The 18,302-nt window shown below is 39.7% G+C and carries 16 protein-coding genes; 2 read left to right on the top strand and 14 right to left on the bottom strand.

The features are described from left to right. Positions 1-177 precede the first annotated feature (177 nt). The 11 genes from AR334_RS01365 to AR334_RS01315 all read right to left on the bottom strand — a co-directional run bounded on the left by AR334_RS01365 (position 178) and on the right by AR334_RS01315 (position 11,702). The gene (locus AR334_RS01365; protein WP_367576345.1) at positions 178-1,632 is read right to left on the bottom strand and encodes an amidohydrolase; all 1,455 of its coding nucleotides are present in this window, start codon (positions 1,630-1,632) and stop codon (positions 178-180) included. A gap of 20 nt (positions 1,633-1,652) precedes the next feature. Beyond that, positions 1,653-2,666: an ABC transporter ATP-binding protein gene (locus tag AR334_RS01360; RefSeq protein WP_066304117.1), complete on the bottom strand. Its 1,014-nt coding sequence runs from the start codon at positions 2,664-2,666 to the stop codon at positions 1,653-1,655. Beyond that, on the bottom strand, positions 2,647-3,666 hold the full coding sequence (locus tag AR334_RS01355; RefSeq protein ID WP_066304116.1) for an ABC transporter ATP-binding protein: 1,020 nt from the start codon (positions 3,664-3,666) through the stop codon (positions 2,647-2,649). The genes AR334_RS01360 and AR334_RS01355 overlap by 20 nt, the downstream gene beginning before the upstream one ends. 51 nt (positions 3,667-3,717) lie before the next feature. Then, positions 3,718-4,617, bottom strand: a complete 900-nt coding sequence (locus AR334_RS01350; RefSeq protein WP_066304112.1) for an ABC transporter permease — start codon at positions 4,615-4,617, stop codon at positions 3,718-3,720. A gap of 14 nt (positions 4,618-4,631) precedes the next feature. Further along, the gene (locus AR334_RS01345) at positions 4,632-5,582 is read right to left on the bottom strand and encodes an ABC transporter permease (protein ID WP_066304111.1); all 951 of its coding nucleotides are present in this window, start codon (positions 5,580-5,582) and stop codon (positions 4,632-4,634) included. A gap of 57 nt (positions 5,583-5,639) precedes the next feature. Then, positions 5,640-7,214 (bottom strand): ABC transporter substrate-binding protein, encoded by a 1,575-nt coding sequence (locus AR334_RS01340; RefSeq protein WP_066304108.1) that lies wholly within the window; start codon positions 7,212-7,214, stop codon positions 5,640-5,642. 183 nt (positions 7,215-7,397) lie between these two features. Continuing rightward, positions 7,398-7,826, bottom strand: a complete 429-nt coding sequence (locus tag AR334_RS01335) for a VOC family protein (protein WP_066304107.1) — start codon at positions 7,824-7,826, stop codon at positions 7,398-7,400. A 16-nt stretch (positions 7,827-7,842) separates the two neighbouring features. Further along, positions 7,843-8,634 (bottom strand): enoyl-CoA hydratase/isomerase family protein, encoded by a 792-nt coding sequence (locus AR334_RS01330; protein WP_066304105.1) that lies wholly within the window; start codon positions 8,632-8,634, stop codon positions 7,843-7,845. Between the two features lie 68 nt (positions 8,635-8,702). After that, complete coding sequence (locus AR334_RS01325; RefSeq protein ID WP_066304103.1) at positions 8,703-9,140, bottom strand: VOC family protein; 438 nt, start codon at positions 9,138-9,140, stop codon at positions 8,703-8,705. 15 nt (positions 9,141-9,155) lie between these two features. Next, positions 9,156-9,947: an enoyl-CoA hydratase/isomerase family protein gene (locus AR334_RS01320; RefSeq protein ID WP_066304101.1), complete on the bottom strand. Its 792-nt coding sequence runs from the start codon at positions 9,945-9,947 to the stop codon at positions 9,156-9,158. Positions 9,948-9,977: 30 nt separating this feature from the next. Then, on the bottom strand, positions 9,978-11,702 hold the full coding sequence (locus AR334_RS01315) for a class I adenylate-forming enzyme family protein (protein WP_253701152.1): 1,725 nt from the start codon (positions 11,700-11,702) through the stop codon (positions 9,978-9,980). Between the two features lie 272 nt (positions 11,703-11,974). Here AR334_RS01315 and AR334_RS01310 point away from each other — a divergent pair, with 272 nt between their 5' ends. After that, on the top strand, positions 11,975-13,309 hold the full coding sequence (locus tag AR334_RS01310; RefSeq protein ID WP_253701151.1) for a sigma-54-dependent Fis family transcriptional regulator: 1,335 nt from the start codon (positions 11,975-11,977) through the stop codon (positions 13,307-13,309). 79 nt (positions 13,310-13,388) lie between these two features. Then, on the top strand, positions 13,389-14,621 hold the full coding sequence (locus AR334_RS01305; RefSeq protein WP_066304096.1) for an acetyl-CoA acetyltransferase: 1,233 nt from the start codon (positions 13,389-13,391) through the stop codon (positions 14,619-14,621). Positions 14,622-14,795: 174 nt separating this feature from the next. On the opposite strand, the gene AR334_RS01300 is transcribed toward AR334_RS01305, so the two are convergent. From AR334_RS01300 to AR334_RS01290, 3 genes are all read right to left on the bottom strand, one after another. Next, a complete protein-coding gene (locus AR334_RS01300) occupies positions 14,796-15,578 on the bottom strand; it encodes a hypothetical protein (protein ID WP_066304095.1) in 783 nt (260 codons plus the stop codon). Between the two features lie 94 nt (positions 15,579-15,672). Beyond that, complete coding sequence (locus AR334_RS01295; protein ID WP_066304094.1) at positions 15,673-16,164, bottom strand: GNAT family N-acetyltransferase; 492 nt, start codon at positions 16,162-16,164, stop codon at positions 15,673-15,675. A gap of 427 nt (positions 16,165-16,591) precedes the next feature. Then, positions 16,592-17,917 (bottom strand): hypothetical protein, encoded by a 1,326-nt coding sequence (locus tag AR334_RS01290; RefSeq protein ID WP_216637998.1) that lies wholly within the window; start codon positions 17,915-17,917, stop codon positions 16,592-16,594. Positions 17,918-18,302 lie beyond the last annotated feature (385 nt).

Below are 18,302 nucleotides of genomic sequence, written 5' to 3'. Positions count from 1 at the left end.
TGAATTTTAGAATCAATTGATGAATTTTTTATCAAGATCCTAAAAAGGAAGAAAAAATTTCAGACAGAGTTTGTGCCCTGCCTGAATCTATTTAGGTATTTGAGTCGTTAAAATTGGCTATTAGTTGGAGCGAAAGAAGCTTTTATTCAGCTATAAATGGTTATTATCTCCAATTGTCTAAACAGGAACCTTGTCTCCTTTTGATACAGGTGGTTTGATGTTAGCAGGAACACCTGGTTTATAACTCACCCCATTGGTACTTGCCACGAATTCGGCTTTTGCTTTTTCAAGAATGCCCTCTTGATCTAGCAGCAATTCGTAAGCAGACAATGCCATTATTTTCGCTGCATAATGCATTCCCTTCATGCCGATGGATGAACCAACTGAGGCCGTAGCCTGCCAGGTATGAAATTGAACTCCGAGCGGAACACAGGTGGTCATTATTTGCCCCATCGGAACAATCCAAGATACATCTCCTACATCAGATGATCCACCCATGGTTATACCGAAATGCTTCTTGTTGTGATAAAAGCCCGTATCGAGTATTTTGTTTGCATCCGCGCTAGTGGCTTGTTGCATAGCTGCGGCCAATACAGTTGGATCGACCGTTTGGCGGAGTTCTTCAGCGAATTTCTCTTCTTCTTCGGTAAAAGCCATTGGTCCTGCTGCTCTCGCTTGCGTATACATGAGTTCATTTAGAGTTTCATTGGGCAATGTATCGTAGCATCCAGATTTGATTTCCCAGCGTACCGAGGTCTCTGTCATCATAGCTGCTCCCTGGGCAACTTTTATTAATCTTTCTTCCAATTCATTTACTTGCTTACGGTCTGCTCCGCGCAAAAAATAATAAACACTAGCATGTTCCGGCACGATATTGGGTGCCATCCCCCCGTTCGTAATCTGATAGTGGATTCTAGTACCATCTGGCACATGCTCACGTAAATAGTTAGCTCCGACATTCATTAACTCGACAGCGTCTAATGCACTACGGCCAAGATGTGGAGCCGCACCGGCATGGGACGTTCTTCCTGAAAAGTAAAATTCAATTGCAGTTAATGCCTGTGTACGGAAATTTACTGTCATATTGGTCGTTCCAGGATGCCAAGTAAGCGCACAATCCAAATCATTAAATACGCCCGCCCTTGCCATAAATGTTTTTCCTGAAAGCAGCTCTTCAGCTGGGCAGCCATAATAACGAATCGTTCCCTCTAGTATTTCCGCATCGATTCTTTCCTTAAGAGCAATCACAGCTTCTAGCCCAGCTGTTCCGAGCAAGTTGTGGCCACATCCATGTCCCGGTCCATTTGGAACTACAGGGACATAATTGGGCGTGGCCTGCTGAGATAATCCTGGTAAAGCATCAAATTCGCCAAGAATACCTATGATTGGATTTCCCTTTCCGTATTCAGCAACAAATGCGGTTGGCACATCACCTACCCCAGAAGTAACCCTAAATCCTGCCTCTTCTAACGTTTTGATTTGCAAGGCAGATGCAAAGATTTCACAATAGCCTACTTCAGGATGATTCCAAATTTGTTTGGCCACATCCGTAAATTTAGCTTCATTCTCATCAATCCATTTACTAATGTTCGATTTTCCTATTCTCATTACCTCTTTCTTTGTAAGATTCATATAAAAACCGCCAAAATGATTTAGTATAAATGGCAGCTAACGAAATGATCAGGCGACACTTCTTTTATTATTGGGAGATCAGTTTTACATATTTTCATAGCCTTTGGACATCTCGTATGAAAAATACATCCTGACGGTGGATTCATCGGTGACGGAATTTCTCCTTTTAAAATAATTCTCTCTCTCTGGAAATTCGGCTTTGCAATTGGAACTGCTGACAAAAGCGCTTGCGTGTAAGGATGAAGCGGATTGGCAACCAAGCTATCCGTCGGCGCCTCTTCGACCATCTGCCCTAAATACATGACCCCGATTCGATCAGAAATATGGCGAACAACGCTAATATCATGTGCAATAAATAAATAAGTGAGCTTTAACTCTGCTTGCAAACTGCGCAATAAATTAATGATTTGCGATTGAATGGATACATCAAGAGCTGATACAGGTTCATCACAAATAACAAGCTTTGGATTAACAATAAGTGCTCGAGCCAACCCAATACGCTGGCGCTGCCCGCCAGAAAATTCATGTGGATATCTGTAAAAATGCTCCATTCGTAAGCCCACTTTTTCTAGAATATCCATCACAAGGTCAACACGGTCGCTTTTTTGCCCAATACCGTGGATCTTAAGCGGTTCCTCTAATGTATGGCCAATTCTTTTTCGTGGATTCAGTGAGGAGTAAGGATCCTGAAAAACCATTTGCAAATCTTGTCTAATTTTTTTAAATTCAGCATTTTTTAATTGAAAAATGTCCCTCCCCTGATAAATGGCCTCTCCCTCAGTTGGTTCGATTAATCTTAACAATGTTCGGCCCGTTGTACTTTTACCGCAGCCTGATTCTCCGACGAGGCCATATGTCTGACCTTCATGCAATTGAAACGAGACATTATTAACTGCCTTAACCGTTGCTTCTCTCCGACCTAAAGGATTTCGTATTTCGAAGTGTTTCTTTAACCCTTTTACTTCTAATAATGGCTTAGAAGGTTCGAAAATTGGCTGTACTCTTACATGCTTTTCAGCTGCTTGCGATTGCATAAGTCACCCCCTCCTTTTCGGCAATTTTTTCGTAATGCCAACAACGGACTTTATGCGACGATTGAACGGTTTCTAATTCCGGCATTTTCTCCTGGCATAGCTCATCTGCGTAAGGGCATCTCGAGGCAAATCGACATCCCTTAGGCATCTCATACAGCGATGGCATCGCTCCTTCAATCACATGTAAATCTTGTGACCTGTCACCATCAATTTGTGGGATTGACTTTATTAATCCTTTTGTATAAGGGTGAAACGGTTTCAAAAATAGCGTCTCCACGTCGGCTTCTTCAACGATTTGACCTAGATACATCACCACAACACGAGAACACACTTCAGCAACCACTCCGAGATCGTGGGTAATGAAAATGACACTCATTCCGAACTCTTTATTTAGCCCTACTATTAATTCCAAGATTTGTGCTTGAATCGTGACATCTAAGGCAGTCGTCGGTTCATCAGCAATGAGCAGCTTGGGCTGGCAGGCCAATGCCATTGCAATCATCACCCGTTGTCTCATGCCTCCCGATAATTGATGGGGATACTCGTTCACTCTCTTTTCAGGTGCAGGAATCCCTGTAAGCCTCAACATTTCAACCGCTCGTTCATATGCCGCTTTTTTAGAAAGCTTTTGATGAAGCATAACTGATTCAGCGATCTGGAAGCCTATTGTATAGACGGGATTCAAGGAACTTAATGGATCTTGGAAAATCATCGAAACATCGTTCCCCCTAAGCTTTTGCATTTTCGACATCGGCAGTTTTAACAAATCCTGACCATTCAATAAAATTTCGCCATCGTATTTTACCGTATATTTTTCATCAAACAACCTAAGAATTGATTGTGATGTGACACTTTTCCCGCAGCCCGATTCACCGACAACACCTAAAATCTCTCCTTCTTCTAGATGAAAGCTAATCCCATCTACTGCTGTTACTCTACCTCTTTCTGTGTTAAAATGTGTTTTCAGATCTTTAATTTCTAAAAGTGGTTGTTGACGCATGGAAGTCCTCCTTTATCACAGCCTTTTTTAATGCTTTAAATAATGAACAGATTATTTCTTAGCTTGGTTTGTATGCGGATCCAATAAATCGCGAAGACCGTCTCCAAATAAATTAAATCCTAATACAGAAAGAACAATGCATAACCCAGGATAAACAACCATCCACCAGGCATTAAAAATCACCTTTTTTCCATCGTACAATATATTACCCCAGCTTGGATCAGGCGCAGGCACACCAGCCCCCAAAAAGCTTAAAGCCGCTTCAACGATAATCGCATTAGCAAATATAAATGTTGCCTGCACAATAAGCGGAGATAGTGTGTTTGGCGCAATGTGAAGCCATATGATTCGCGAAGAGGAAGCCCCTTGCGCTTTCATTGCTTCTATATACGTTTCTTCCCGCACGACTAACGCAGCCGAGCGTACAACTCTGGCAATGTATGGGGTATACACGATACTTAGCGATAAAATGACATTATTTGTACTGGCCCCGAGCGCTGCCATAAGAGCAATCGCTAATAAAATAGCAGGGAAAGCCATAATCCCATCGCAAATTCTCATCAATACATTATCTAACACGCGATAATAACTAGCATATAACCCTACTGCCATACCGACGATAGAGGCGATAGCAGCAACTGCAAAGCCAACACCCATCGATACTTGCGCCCCGTAAATAATACGGCTAAGCAAATCGCGCCCGAAATCATCTGTCCCCAGAAGGTGAATTGAGCTAGGAGCCCCCAATCTATCATTCACCGCCATTTCATAAGGATCATGCGAAATAACAAGCGGACCCAAAAGGGAAAGGAGTGTTAAAAATATAATAATAGCTAAACCAACGACTGCTAATTTATTTGCAAAAAAACGGCGGATAAACAGCTGTCGTTGTTGTTTTTTCAAATTACTCTTGATCGCAATGAGTTCTTCTCTTTTTTCAAGCGCCTCCATCTCTCGTCTCCTTTCTACTTTTGATCGAGCCTAACTCGCGGATCAATCACCCCATATAACAAATCAATCACTAGGTTTATAAACACATACGTAAAGGTTACAAATAATACCACACCTTGAATGACGGAGTAATCCCGTCTTCCAACTGAATTAATAATGAGTTGACCAATACCTGGAATATTAAAAATCGTTTCTACTACCGCAGCACCTGTAATTAACACTCCAAAGGTTTGACCAAGAACCGTTAATATCGGTAGAAAAGCATTGCGAAGTGCATGTCTGTAAATCACATGCCGTTCTCTCACACCTTTTGACCTGGCTGCTTTTATAAAATTGGTATTTAGAACTTCTAGCAAGGAGGATCTTGTCATCCGAGCGGTTAAAGCGATTTGCATGCTTCCCAATGCAATCGCAGGCATAATTAAATATTTCAAATGGAGCAATAAACCTTCACTTAAAGGCACGTAACCACCAACCGGAAACCATCTTAGTTTCACTGCAAACACTAAGACAAGAAATAGTCCAAGCAAGAAGCTTGGAACGGAAATCCCTAACAGGGCCACTCCCATTAAAGATTGATCTGTAACAGACCCACGACGTGTAGCAGCAATAATTCCTAAAGGAATCCCGATTACAATGGCCATAATCTCGGCCAAAATCGCCAGCGACAAAGTTGGTCCAAGATGGCTAATAATCGTATCCATAACGGGTTGTTTCATAAAATACGAATAGCCAAAGTCCCCCTGAAACACACCAGATATCCAATGAACATATTGTTCATGGATTGGATCATTTAATCCTAGTTGATCGCGCAATTCTTTAACCTGCACCTCCGAAGCTGTATCCCCCAACATCACTGCTGCAGGGTCGCCAGGCGTTAAATGGATAACTAAGAAAACGACGATCGATACAATAAACAAAATCGGTAGAAGCGCCAACACCCGCTTTAAAATAAAAGCCTTCAACGTTTCCCCTCCTTTATAAGTTTTCCTCGTCAACTATAGTTGACGAGGAAATGCCAATTATTTTGTTATTTTGGTATTCCATAAAACCGGACCGTTAAAAAATTTAAATCCATTTACCTTCTTTTCCACAGCTAACACTTGAGAAATGTCTCCAAATTTAATAATCGGTAAGTATTCCCAAGAGTATTTTTGAAGTTCATCCCACGTTTTTTTAGCTTCCTCATTAGAAGCAGCTGTATTAATTGAATGCAACTTTTCAGCGATTTTCTCATCAACTGGCCCACCATAAAAAGTTTTACTGAAAAATATAGCCTCTGCAGGAGAAGGCACTGGAGCGAAACCGCTAATAAATAGGTGCCATTTATCTGGTTGTTCACGCTGCGCTACAGTTGTTGGCCAATCATAAAGCTCCAATTTAATTTTCATTCCTAATTTTTCAAGCTGTTCTTTAACGACGAGCGTTGCATTATTCGCTGATGTGACATCTTTGGTAGACAAAATGGTAATCTCTTCACCGTTATAACCCGCTTCTTTAAGTAATTGTTTCGCCTTGTTAGTATCATGCTGGTTATATTGCTCTTTTCCTTTTTCACTAAACCACACCACATTTTCTTTCAACATATAACTGGAATCCGCGCGATATCCATCCATAAGCGCACCCTTCAATATACTATCCACATCCAAGGCCGCATTAACCGCTTGTCTCATCTTTATATCCGTAAAAGGTCCTTGATTTCTATTAAAAGTCAAGGATAAAAATCCGCTAAAAGATGTAACCAAACTTAAATTCGGATCACTATTCAACTGTTGAAAATGGTCTCTTGGCATATCATCCACTGCATTATACTGACCTGTTTGAATCCCAGCTAATCTCGTAGAGCTATCAGGCACGAATTCGAAAAAAAGATCATCAACGTAAGCTTCTTTCTTACCTGCTAAACCACTTGCTGGTAAATCGACTGGTTGATAATCGTCGAATTTAGCTAAATGAATATCTTGATCATGTTTCCATTCAACAAATTGGAACGGTCCGGTACCAATATACTCTTCAACTCCTGTCTCTGGAGCTGCCTCGATTACTTCTTTCGGCATAATCGCGGCAAATTGGTTTGTGCTTGCAAGCACACTTAAGGTTAATGAAGAAGCTTGTTCCACTTTAAGTAAAACCGTTCCATCGTCCCCTGCTTCAAATTTTGCCCCTTTAATAACCGCTTGTGCCGATCCGGATTTTCCCAACCAGCGATTCATTGACACCAAAACATCTTCGGCAGTCATTTCTTTTCCATTATGAAACTTGACACCTTTTCTCAAATGAAATGTATACGTTTTACCGTCATCACTTACATCAATCGACTCCGCTAACATTGGAACGGGTTCAAAGTTTTCATTAAAAGCAACTAACGTTTCAAAAATATGTCTTGATACGTCTCTTGTAACTAATGCAGTCGTCACATGTGCATCTAGTGTCGGTGGCTGAGTAGGGATGGCAACCTTCAATTCCCCGCCACTAACTACCTCATTTTCCCCGGATTTCTCTTTTGAAGTTTCGCTAGTTTTATCACTACACCCAAATAGAGCTATACCTAATACCAAGATGGTTACCAACATAAACAACTTGTTTTTGATTTTCATTCATTTCCCTCCAATTATATTAGTAGTAATAGCTCTTTCTTGAAGGATCTTCCATGATCCGGATCCTAGAAAGAAATAGATCCTCCATGCTCTTGTAAAATATCCATACCAATTTATTGAATTCGCTTACATAATACCAAGGATCATTCCCCCTAGAAGACTACTACGTAAGGGAAAAAATCGCTATGAAATATCTGTACGTAAGGGAACGGTCTCTGGAGTTAGTTCAAGAAGTACTCCATAAGCGTCCTTGGGATGCATAAAACCTAATTCGATGTCGTCTACATCAAAATAGATACTATTAACGCGAAGCCCTTTTTCTCTTAATTCGGCTAGAGCCAGTTTAGGATCTTGAAAAGTGAAACAGAGATGATGAAGGCCTTCTCCGTTTTTTGAAATGTATCGTCCAATTACACTTTCTTCCGACATAGGCTCCATTAAGTAAAGACAGAAGTCCCCAATTTTGACCATACAATCCAAATATAATTCTTCCTCAACTGTCCCTTTACTTATTATTTCACCCCCGAATGTATTGGCAAAAAAATCGGCCGCTTTATGCATATCTTTAACCGCAATGGCAACGTAAGGAACTTTCGTTACTTTTGTATTCATTTTTTTACCTCTTTCATTAATTACCGGTAAAAACCGGTAACCTTTTTTCTTTAAACGCGCGAACTGCTTCTTTATGATCCATTGTTTGCGCTGCCCTCGGGCAGTATACTTGCTCATAGATTAAGGTTGTATTGAGATCTCTTTCTAAACTGTGATTAAGAAGTTTTTTAGCAATTCCAAGTGCTTTCGTAGGAGCTTGAGAAAACCTTTCAACTTCCCTTTCCACCTCATTATTAAATTCCTCAAACCCTACTACGCTGGAAATAAGGCCTAAATTATGGGCCTCCTGAGCATCAAGCGTTCGACCAGAGAATACTAAATCTTTTGCTTTGGCTAATCCAATTAAACGCGGGAGAAAATAGGATCCGCCCATTTCCGGGGCCAAACCAACTTTTACAAAAGCTGCCGAAAATTTCGCCTGTTCAGATGCAATAATAACATCCCCTGCCAAAGCAAGACTCAATCCCGCACCAAAGGCGTAGCCATTAACAGCAGAAATAACAGGAACTTCTAAATTTGCAATGTTGTAGAGAGCACGGTTGGCTAGTCTTAGCGCTTCCTGATTATCTTCCTGCGTCATGGTCTCCATTGCTTTCACGTCTCCACCCGCGCAAAAAGCTTTTCCAGCCCCGGTAATGACAAGAACTCTAATTTTGTTATTATTCTGAATAAAGGATACAGCCTGATCCAACTCCTTGATCAAAGCAAAATTTAATGCATTTAGATTGTCCGGTCTGTTTAAAGTTAACCTAGCAATCCCTTCTTCCACATCCAAAGAAATTGTCTTGAACTCATATACACTCGACATGCTCAATTCCACCTTTCACGACATTGTTTCTCCCTAATAATTCTTTCATCCAAATAAAATAGATAAAATCAATCATTCCTGTATTTGATATTCTCAGGGGTCAACTCTAATAACACCCCAAATGCATCTTTTGGATGAAGAAAAGCAAGCTCATCAGTGGCTTGACCTAAATCGAAAACTGTTAGTGATCTTTCTCTTAAATCTTCTACGGCTTCTTGTAAATTTGGGAAAGAAAATGCGATATGATGAAGACCTTCCCCGCGTTTTTTAATAAATTTGCCCACAACACTGTTTTCTTCCATTGGTTCCATTAAATAAAGATGAAAATCACCGATTCGAATCAAAGCATCCTTATAGCCTAAAAAGACGATGTCAGGTCCTGAATACCTATATACCACTTCTCCGCCAAACGTCTTTGTAAAAAAATCGGCTGCTTTGTCACGGTCCTTAACTGCAATTGCGACATAAGGTACCTTCGTTACCTTCGCTCCATTCGTTACGTTCATACTGATTCTCCTCTCTTATTTTCCTAAGAATTTTGGTGATCTTTTATCGATAAAAGCCTGAACGCCTTCATGATAATCATCTGAGTCAAGGACAAGGTTTTGTCCTAGTTGTTCATAGCTTAAAGCTGTCTGCAGATCATGATCATAACTTTTGTTCAGTAACTGTTTCATAATGCCGATGGCTTTTGTTGGGGCTTGGCTAAATTGGTGAGCCAGCTTTTCAATTTCTTGTTCAAAATCTTCACTATTTACTACCCTGCTCACAATCCCCATATCACAGGCTTCTTTCGCATCTAGCATTCTCCCTGTAAACATCAGCTCCTTCGCTTTCGCTAACCCAATTAGCCGCGGCAGAAAAAAGGTGCCTCCGCCGTCAGGAATAACGCCAATTTTAATGAAAATCTGCGAGAATTTAGCCTTGTCTGATGCGATGATAATATCTCCAGCTAAAGCGAAGTTAAAACCGAGACCAACGGCATGACCATTGATTGCTGAAATTACAGGAATTTTTAAATTAGCAATATTCGTAACCACTCGATTGCCAATTTCCATTTGGTGATTCATATGGCGAATGGTTGCGTTTTCAAAACCCTTAACATCGCCACCTGCACTAAACGCTCTCCCAGCCCCCGTTATGATTAATACCCGAATGGTGTCATCTTCTTTAATTCTGGAAACAGCCTTATCTAAATCTAGTAACATTGCATAATTTAGCGCATTCAGCTGCTCAGGACGGTTTAACGTAATTTTCGCAATCCCATTATTGTTTTCAAAAACAATCGTTTCGTATGTTTCTTCTGTAGACAACAATCCACCCACCTCTTTCCTGCATTATCCTTAAATATTAACTTTTTGAAACTCTTCTAAAATCAAGGCCCTTAATTTATATTTCTCAATTTTATTCGTCGGTGTTTTCGGCAAATCCGGTACGATGCGAATGTGCTTAGGCCACATATACTTCGGCATTTCCCTTTTCGTCCATTCACCAAGCGCTGCTTCGCTTAATTCATCTGTTTTTGGGACAACGAAGACAACAATATCATCCGCATCTCCCTCTTCGGCAGGAATTGGAAAAGCGGCACATATATCAACTAAATCATGCTGATTTATGAGACTTTCAATTTGATAGGATGAAATATTCTCCCCTTTATGTCTTATCAAATTTTTCATTCGATCAACGAAATAATAGAATCCATTTTCATCCTTATAGCCTACATCCCCTGAATGAAACCAAAGATTTTGGAAGGCTTCTGTAGTCGCTGCAGGCTTGTTATAATATTCTTTCATCATGATATGCGGAAAAAGAGGGCGATAAGCAAATTGTCCTGACTCCCCAATGTCACATTCCTCATCATGTTCATTTAGGATTGCTACTTCCATAAATGGAGTCGAACCTCCTACGAAACCTTTTGGAAATTTTATGTTACCTTTTGGAAAAGAAAGATTTAAATTTTTGGCAATTTCGGCTACTTCCTCTCTTGTATATCCTTTATACATTTCAATTGGAGTGCCTTGTTCCTCACCAAGCTCATCAATAATTACATGACACCCACCCCCGGTCTCAGTCTGCCCATACTCTGTTTCTACAAAATGAATACCAAATCGTTTGGCGAAATCATTGTGATATTCAGGCAGCGGCTGCAGTTGTACTTTTTTCAATGTATTATTGCGGTCGTTTTCAGTCGGGGCTTCTTTCATTAACCAATGAATCATCACATCTACAAGGATTGCATTTGTCGCTCCGCTTATTTCAATTCGCTTCCAAAAATTACTTGGACTGAATTTATCCCACATCGCAACCGTACATCCGACAAAAGCGGCATTGACAACATTCGCAAATGCTGCTCCGACATGATACATCGGCAAATCATTATAAAGGACGTCTTCTTGATTATTAAAGGCGCGTACGAGATACGTATAACTGTGAAGACAACGATAAGATTGTACAACCCCTTTAGAAGGGCCTGTTGTACCTGATGTATAAATAATATTCGCTATATCGTAAAAATGGAGGTCAATATTTGGATTGTCATTATTACCTACTATAAAATCTTGAAACAACAGACTAGGAAACTTTCCATCTAGTTTGATATTTACTTCGTCTTGATAATCATGTTCACACTCTTTTGGATCATGGAGGACGATAGTTATAGGCGTTAATCTATCTTTTATATCGTTGATGATTGGTACCATTTGCCTTTCCGTAATCAGCATTTTCGGCTCTGTATCATTAATCTGATATGATAGCAGGTTGCCCATATAATTAAAGTTAATCGGACAGTAAACAGCCCCCGCTTTCCAAATACCAAACATGGCAATCGTTGTGATGTAGGAATTTTTTAAAAATAGAGAAATGCGGTCCCCTTTTTGAATGCCTTTATCAATTAAATTGTGCGCGAAACTATTGGCCAGTTCATTAAATGTTTTATAGGTAATCGATCGATTTTCTTCCCCATAATAGATAAACGTTTTATCCCCTCTTTCTCTCGCCCATTTTTCAAGTTTTTTGATTACCGACTCTTCTTCAGTCCCTAATGTTTGTTTAAACATTTCCACAACCATAAAATCCCCTCCAAACTTTCACATAATATCAATAGTAAATTGTCGAATCCATTTACATTTTTAGTAATATCTCCTTTTCTACAAGGATGACTTCAGTAACGACATGGTCATGAATTAACAATGCAAGTACCGTGCCAACAATAAAAACGCACAAAAATGGTGAATATTATGAATATTGTTAAAAGTCGAGAAGGATTTTACGCGTTAGTGATGAATAATAGAATCAGGTGATGAATTTTTTATCAGAGAGTTTTATGAAGGGAGAGTTTTCTTTGCTCGAATTATTCAAGCAGGTATTTGAATCATCCTATGACGGTCTGGCTATTAGAGATGCGGATGGATATGGAATCGCCATCAATAAGGCTGCATGCAGAATTACTTCGTATTCAGAGTCAGAATTTGTAGGATCAAATATACATGATGTATTGAAAAATGGTATTATAAACGATTCTATTACTCTTGACGTCTTAAAACATGAAAAACCCGTTACAAAGGTCATCAATATTAGAGGGTCGGGTGTGTTAATGACGGGGAGCCCGATAAAGAATGCCAAAGGCCAAGTTACCCATGTTGTGTTAATTATTCGCGATATCGCTGAATTGAACAAACTCAAAATTGATCAAATACTATCAATTGCTCTTAAAATGAAGCATCATCACAAAGGAAACATGAAAATTCATGAAGAAATCCCGGTTTTTCCAGATATTATTGCCAAAAGCCCCGAATTTCAAAAAATCCTTGCTATATGTGCAAAGATTGCTAAAGTGGATACGACGATTCTTATTCATGGCGAATCAGGAACAGGGAAGGAAGTGCTGTTAAATTACATCCATCGGCTAAGCAAACGCGCAAATGAACCATTAATTAAGGTGAATTGTGCCGCTATCCCTTCAAATCTTCTGGAATCAGAGCTTTTTGGCTATGAAAAGGGAGCCTTTACAGGGGCGGACAGCCGCGGGAAGCCGGGGTTATTTGAACAGGCAAACGGTGGAACCATCTTTTTAGATGAAATTGGAGACATGCCGCTTGATTTGCAGGTCAAGCTGCTACGTGTTCTGCAAGAATTCGAAATTACTAGAATTGGCGGCAGGAAAAGCATCAGAATCAATGTACGGGTTGTCTCGGCAACGAATAAAAACCTTGAACAACTCGTAAATGAAGGGAAGTTCAGACAAGATTTATTTTATCGTTTGAATATCATTCCGATTACGATTCCGCCATTAAGGGAAAGAGTCGAAGACATTGCGCCACTTGCCTATCATTTCCTTGAAAAAACAAATAGAAAATATGGGTTAACCAAGAGATTTTCGGACGATACGATCCAATTATTCGAGGATTCTAAGTGGCCGGGCAATATCCGGGAGATGGAAAATTTAATAGAGCGGTTAGCGGTGACCATTGACCATGATGATATTCAATGGTCAGATCTTCCGTTCCTTCATTCTACCGAGAACCCTAATCAACGGACCTTGAAAAAAATTCTTCAAGATTTAGAGAAGAAAATCATTATGGAAAAATTAAAAGAATATAAAACAACCCGTAAAGCAGCAGAAGTACTCGGAATCAGTCAATCCTCGCTCGTAAAGAAGCTACAGCGGTTCAAATAGCCTTTGGCATGAAAATTGCATCCTTAAATTAAACAGAAAGTCGATTTTATCATTTCTTTTATAGAGGAGGCAGTTATTCATGAATACATCTAAGGTTTATGTGCTTGGCGGATACCAAACTGATTTTTCAAGAAATTGGGCGCGAGAAGGAAAAAACATTTTTGATCTATTAAAATCCAGTGTCGAGGGTGCACTGGAATCAACGAAAATTAATCCGAGTGAAGTGGAAGTTTGTCATATCGGGAATTTTGTTGGAGAGCTGGGGAGCAAGCAAGGCCAGCTTGGCGGATTATTCGCTTCAATTCATCCCGCCTTCTCCGGTGTTCCGGCAAGCCGCCATGAAGCAGCCTGCGCTTCAGGCAGTATCGCCATCCTGGCAGCTGCAGCCGATATAGAGGCTAGCCGTTATGATCTAGCTTGTGTAACAGGAGTAGAATTACTGCGCAATGTATCAGGAGAACAAGCGGCGGATAACCTCGGTGTCGCCTGCTGGACAGGTCGGGAGGCACAAGACGCCACCTATCCTTGGCCCTATTTATTTAATCGATTAATCGATGTTTATGACGAGCGCTACGGGATTCGCTATGAACACATAGCTGAAATCGCGAAAATTAATCTTGAAAATGCGAAGCGAAACCCTAACGCTCAAACAAGAAAGTGGCAATTCAATGAATATAGCTTTCTGGAAAATGATGAGCATAATCATGTAATTGAAGGCCGTGTTCGCCGCCAGGATTGCGGGCAAGTGACAGACGGCGGAGCCACAATCTTTCTCTCATCCGAAAAATACGCAAGGGCCTATGCCGACCGTCACAAAATACCGTTCGAAAACATCCCTGTCATAAAAGGCTGGGGGCACAAAACAGCCCCCATGCTGCTTGAAGACAAGATGAAGGAAAGTGCGGAGCAGCGCTACGTGTTTCCACATGTCCGTAAAGCCATTGAGGACATGTTTGGCCGAGCAGGACTTCGCGGCGTGGACGATATTGATGCGATTGAAACACATGATTGCTTTTCCATCACTGAATATATGGCCATTGATCATTTCGGGATAACAGAACCCGGCGAAAACTGGAAGGCTATTGAATCAGGGGATATTACCTTCAATGGTCGAATCCCCATCAATCCAAGCGGAGGATTAATCGGCTTAGGCCACCCAGTCGGTGCAACCGGAATTCGAATGGTTCTTGATGCTTATAAGCAAGTCACTGGTACAGCAGGAAGCTACCAAGTAAAAGATGCCAAAAATGTCGCCACCTTAAACATCGGAGGCAGCGCAACAACCACCGTTTGTTTTGTGATTGGGAGATAAAAGAAGGATTCCAAATTTCACAGGGAAGGTTCTTATGGTATTTGCCATACGAACCTTCCCTGTCAATTTTTCGATAGGCTAGTGGTTTGGTTTTATTCCCAAATACAGTCATTTCAAATAAACCTTTTGCGATATTTTTCTGCAACTACATTATCCTATAGTTTTTCAAAGCACTTAAATACTATTTTTAATGACTCTTTCAATTTGCAAAATCAGAGCAATAAACTCATTATTATCATGGTAAATTTTTTGTTGTGAATGTGCCGTATTATTTCTAAGTTTTTCAATCTTTTTAAAGAAATCTCTACATTGACTTTTAGATTCAAATCCTAATTTATCAACCAACTCTTGTGTTTTTTGTACAATGGTACCTTTATCGCCCAGCTGAGTATTGTCCAATAATGTCAGAGCCTCATTATTTTCCATTCTTGCCTCCATTAATTTCTTGGCCATGTCTAATCTGGATTCTGAAAGCAATGGGATCCAACTTTCATTTGAATAATATCCTTTAATTAAAGATAGCAAATACATTTCCAATAAGGAAATTAAGCTAAATGCCAGCATTCTGATTGGTTGTTTTTGTAGATCCGCTACGGTTACTATTTTAGATACGCTATTTCTTTCAAGAATAAAAATGAATTCCTTGTCTTGAAATATATCTAGCAAATCAATCAAAGAAGTAGAATCCGAGATCAAATCATCCGCGCTAAATTTTCTAACAAAGTTCTCAATTTTTTGATCACTATTTAAATCATCTCTTTTTACAAACCCGATTACCCTGTCTTTGTCTCTTACTCCAAAAATATCATAATCTTTTTGACTCATTGTATTTTTTACATCTCTTGCTTGATCATCTACATTGCATGTAGTTAAATTTTCTGCAAGCAATTCGACAGTCAAATTATTCTCATAAATATGTCTAAGTTTCTCGTAACCGCTCATGGCAACTAATTTCATTTTTACCTCCTCTTTACAACTATTGCTTTAGCAATCCGCCAGAAATCATATTCACCGAAATATCATACTGCCCTAATTCTTTAGCCAGATCACCTTATTGGGATAACATTTTAACCAAATTGTACCAAGTAACACCGCCATGCTCCGAGTTTGAAACTCCCATGTTGATATATCCAAATTTTTCATAGAAGCCAATTAGGTCTTCCTTGCAGGTAAGTGTAATAGTCTTACGTTTTTTTAATCTTGCGGAGTCTTCCAGATGAGCAAGTAAGGCAGCTGCCACACCTCGTGTTTGAAAATGCGGGGTAACCGCTATTCCAAGAACACTTTGATGTCCACCGGTCAGTGGATTATCCTTAATTTCCCGAAACAAGTCATCTGTAATAAAAGGTGTTTCGATAACAGGTCCATTAACAAACCCCACAATCACACCCTCCAGTTCAGCCACGAAGAAACTATCCGGTATTAACGCAATGCGTTTTTCAAACGCTTCTTTGGTAGCAGCCTCTTCTGTCGGAAAACATAAACTCTCAATAATGGTAATCTCATGCAGATCTTCGATTTTTACATTGCGGATATTCAGCATTTCTACTTGCCTCCAGAATTTAAATAGTCTCCCTGCTCAATTGTATTTCTCTTCGATAAGTAAAAAATCAAAAGAACTATTAAGCTACTTCTTCAATGGTTATGACTATATTCTACTATATTAGTGTTTTGTACGTTATAAAAAGTGCAGGCTAAATGATTCGTTCTTGTAAATAAATCACCATAACCTTTTCATAAGCGGAGATATTCCGATTAACTGCTCTAAATAAGAGAAAATTCAATGATTTTATAAGATAATCGGAAAAACTTCCTTTATTTTTAGGGAAATAGCGGTATTTCCCAATTTAAACAGAGTTTCTCCGTTTATTTTTCAAACACTGGGAAATCAACATTCAGCTATAACAAAGCCAATAAAAAAGGCAAAAAATCCGAAGAGAAATCGGATTTCTGCCTTTTATTTTTATTAGTTACAACTTTATTCCATGCCACTTTTTCAAATGCTCAGCATGGGTGGATAAATAAGAATGCGGATCAAATAGTTTGTCATAATACTCCAAATCTAAATGGTGAGACTGTAGGTACATTAATGAATAAACAGAAGGTATGGTTGCTGGAAATTTCCCGAATGTATCATACATGTATTGAGCCTGGAGGGCAATGATTTCTATAAATTCTTCATCATGAACTTGTGCACTGCTGCGCACGAATGACGGATTCTTCCAAATCCCCTTTGTTTCCGGATGGAATGGTCCTCCCTTCCCAAATTTACGTTCCACTAATGCATCTACTGCATCTCTCATTGTCAGATAATGTGGAGGTGTATACGAAGTAAATACCCCTTCAAGTCCTGTTGGGTTAGGTATGGCCCAACGTTCATCTGTATCATAGCGGAAGCCAAGACCAGGAACATCTGGATCACCACTGGCTCCTAAAACGGTTAACCGGTCAATTCCATCAAACATCCAGCCTCCAAGTCCAATTGCTTGCTGCAATAACATGCCTGAATATGTCGCTGTGGCCAACTCTGCAGAAAGTTCAGCAAGTGAATATTGATCAAGAAAGCTAAGGGGAACCGGATTATCGACATCGACAATATGACTGTATTTCTCTAACCCTGGGATTTTTCGATTATTTATATCATCATAGATAGCTAGCCCATTCTGTACGTAAAAGCATAAATTTAACAGTGTATGCTGGGCTAAATCCCCGACCGGAAACACCAAAAAAGTACCTGGTTTATTGGCCACCCAAGAATTATGCCCCTCCATATAGGGCTCATAATTGGGAATATGCAGGCGCTCGTCGGATAATTTCTCAATTCGTTTTTGATGTGATAGGAGTAGTTCTTTTGTAGAAAGTTGTCCATCTTGGGAGCGTTCAACCTCTGGTGCAAAATCACGGGTACGGAAAATGTAGGTCCCTGTATCATCCGTAAAAAATACTTCAGAAGTATGAAAACCCGCCGCAGATGGATGGGTTCTCCCCGATGGCGATCCTGAATAATTGGAAAGATGAGGTTTATAACGATCATGTCTAGTAACAGAATGGTGCCACCCCGTTACACCACTGACCCCCAATAATATTAGCAGTTTTTCTAGTTTACTTAGTGGAACGGGTTCGTGTCTAGATTTATAAGCAAGAGGACCATCGGGAATTTCTGCGCCAAGAAAAAATCGACGGGAACGCCTTCCAAAAAGTGCTTCAAGAAGTGGGAATTCTGATAATTCTTTAAGTAATTCTTCATTAACGTCCTCTTGAGAAAGATCAAAACCATTTTGCTTCATTTTTGTCATCGAAATATTTCCTCCCTTTTTTCAAACAATTCTGTATAATTGAATTATAATTGGATAATAGATTGCTGTGAATAAAGATTAATTAATAGGGCTATAAGCAATACTTATGCCAAACATCATGTTGAAAAATGAAAAAAATAATTACGAATTCACTATATTCAAAGTAATATTGAGCCAGGTATTTTTACCAGATTCATTAGTTTCTTTCATTACTTATAATAGGATTATGCAAGTCTTAAACTAAGAATGACCGAACCTGCTGTCACATGTCCGGTCTAGAAAAAGATTAAAAAAAGTGCCAGGCACCTTCCGTTTATCTGGATTGTGCCTACAGATTTATCTATCTTATCTTGAGTTTTTATATTTCTTTTTCATAATCTTGGGT

This window comes from Bacillus sp. FJAT-29814 (genome assembly GCF_001510715.1).
In the GTDB taxonomy this organism is placed as follows: Bacteria; Bacillota; Bacilli; order Bacillales; family Cytobacillaceae; genus Neobacillus.
Note: the sequence above shows the minus strand (reverse complement) of the source record. Positions and strands in the feature narration are given on the sequence as shown.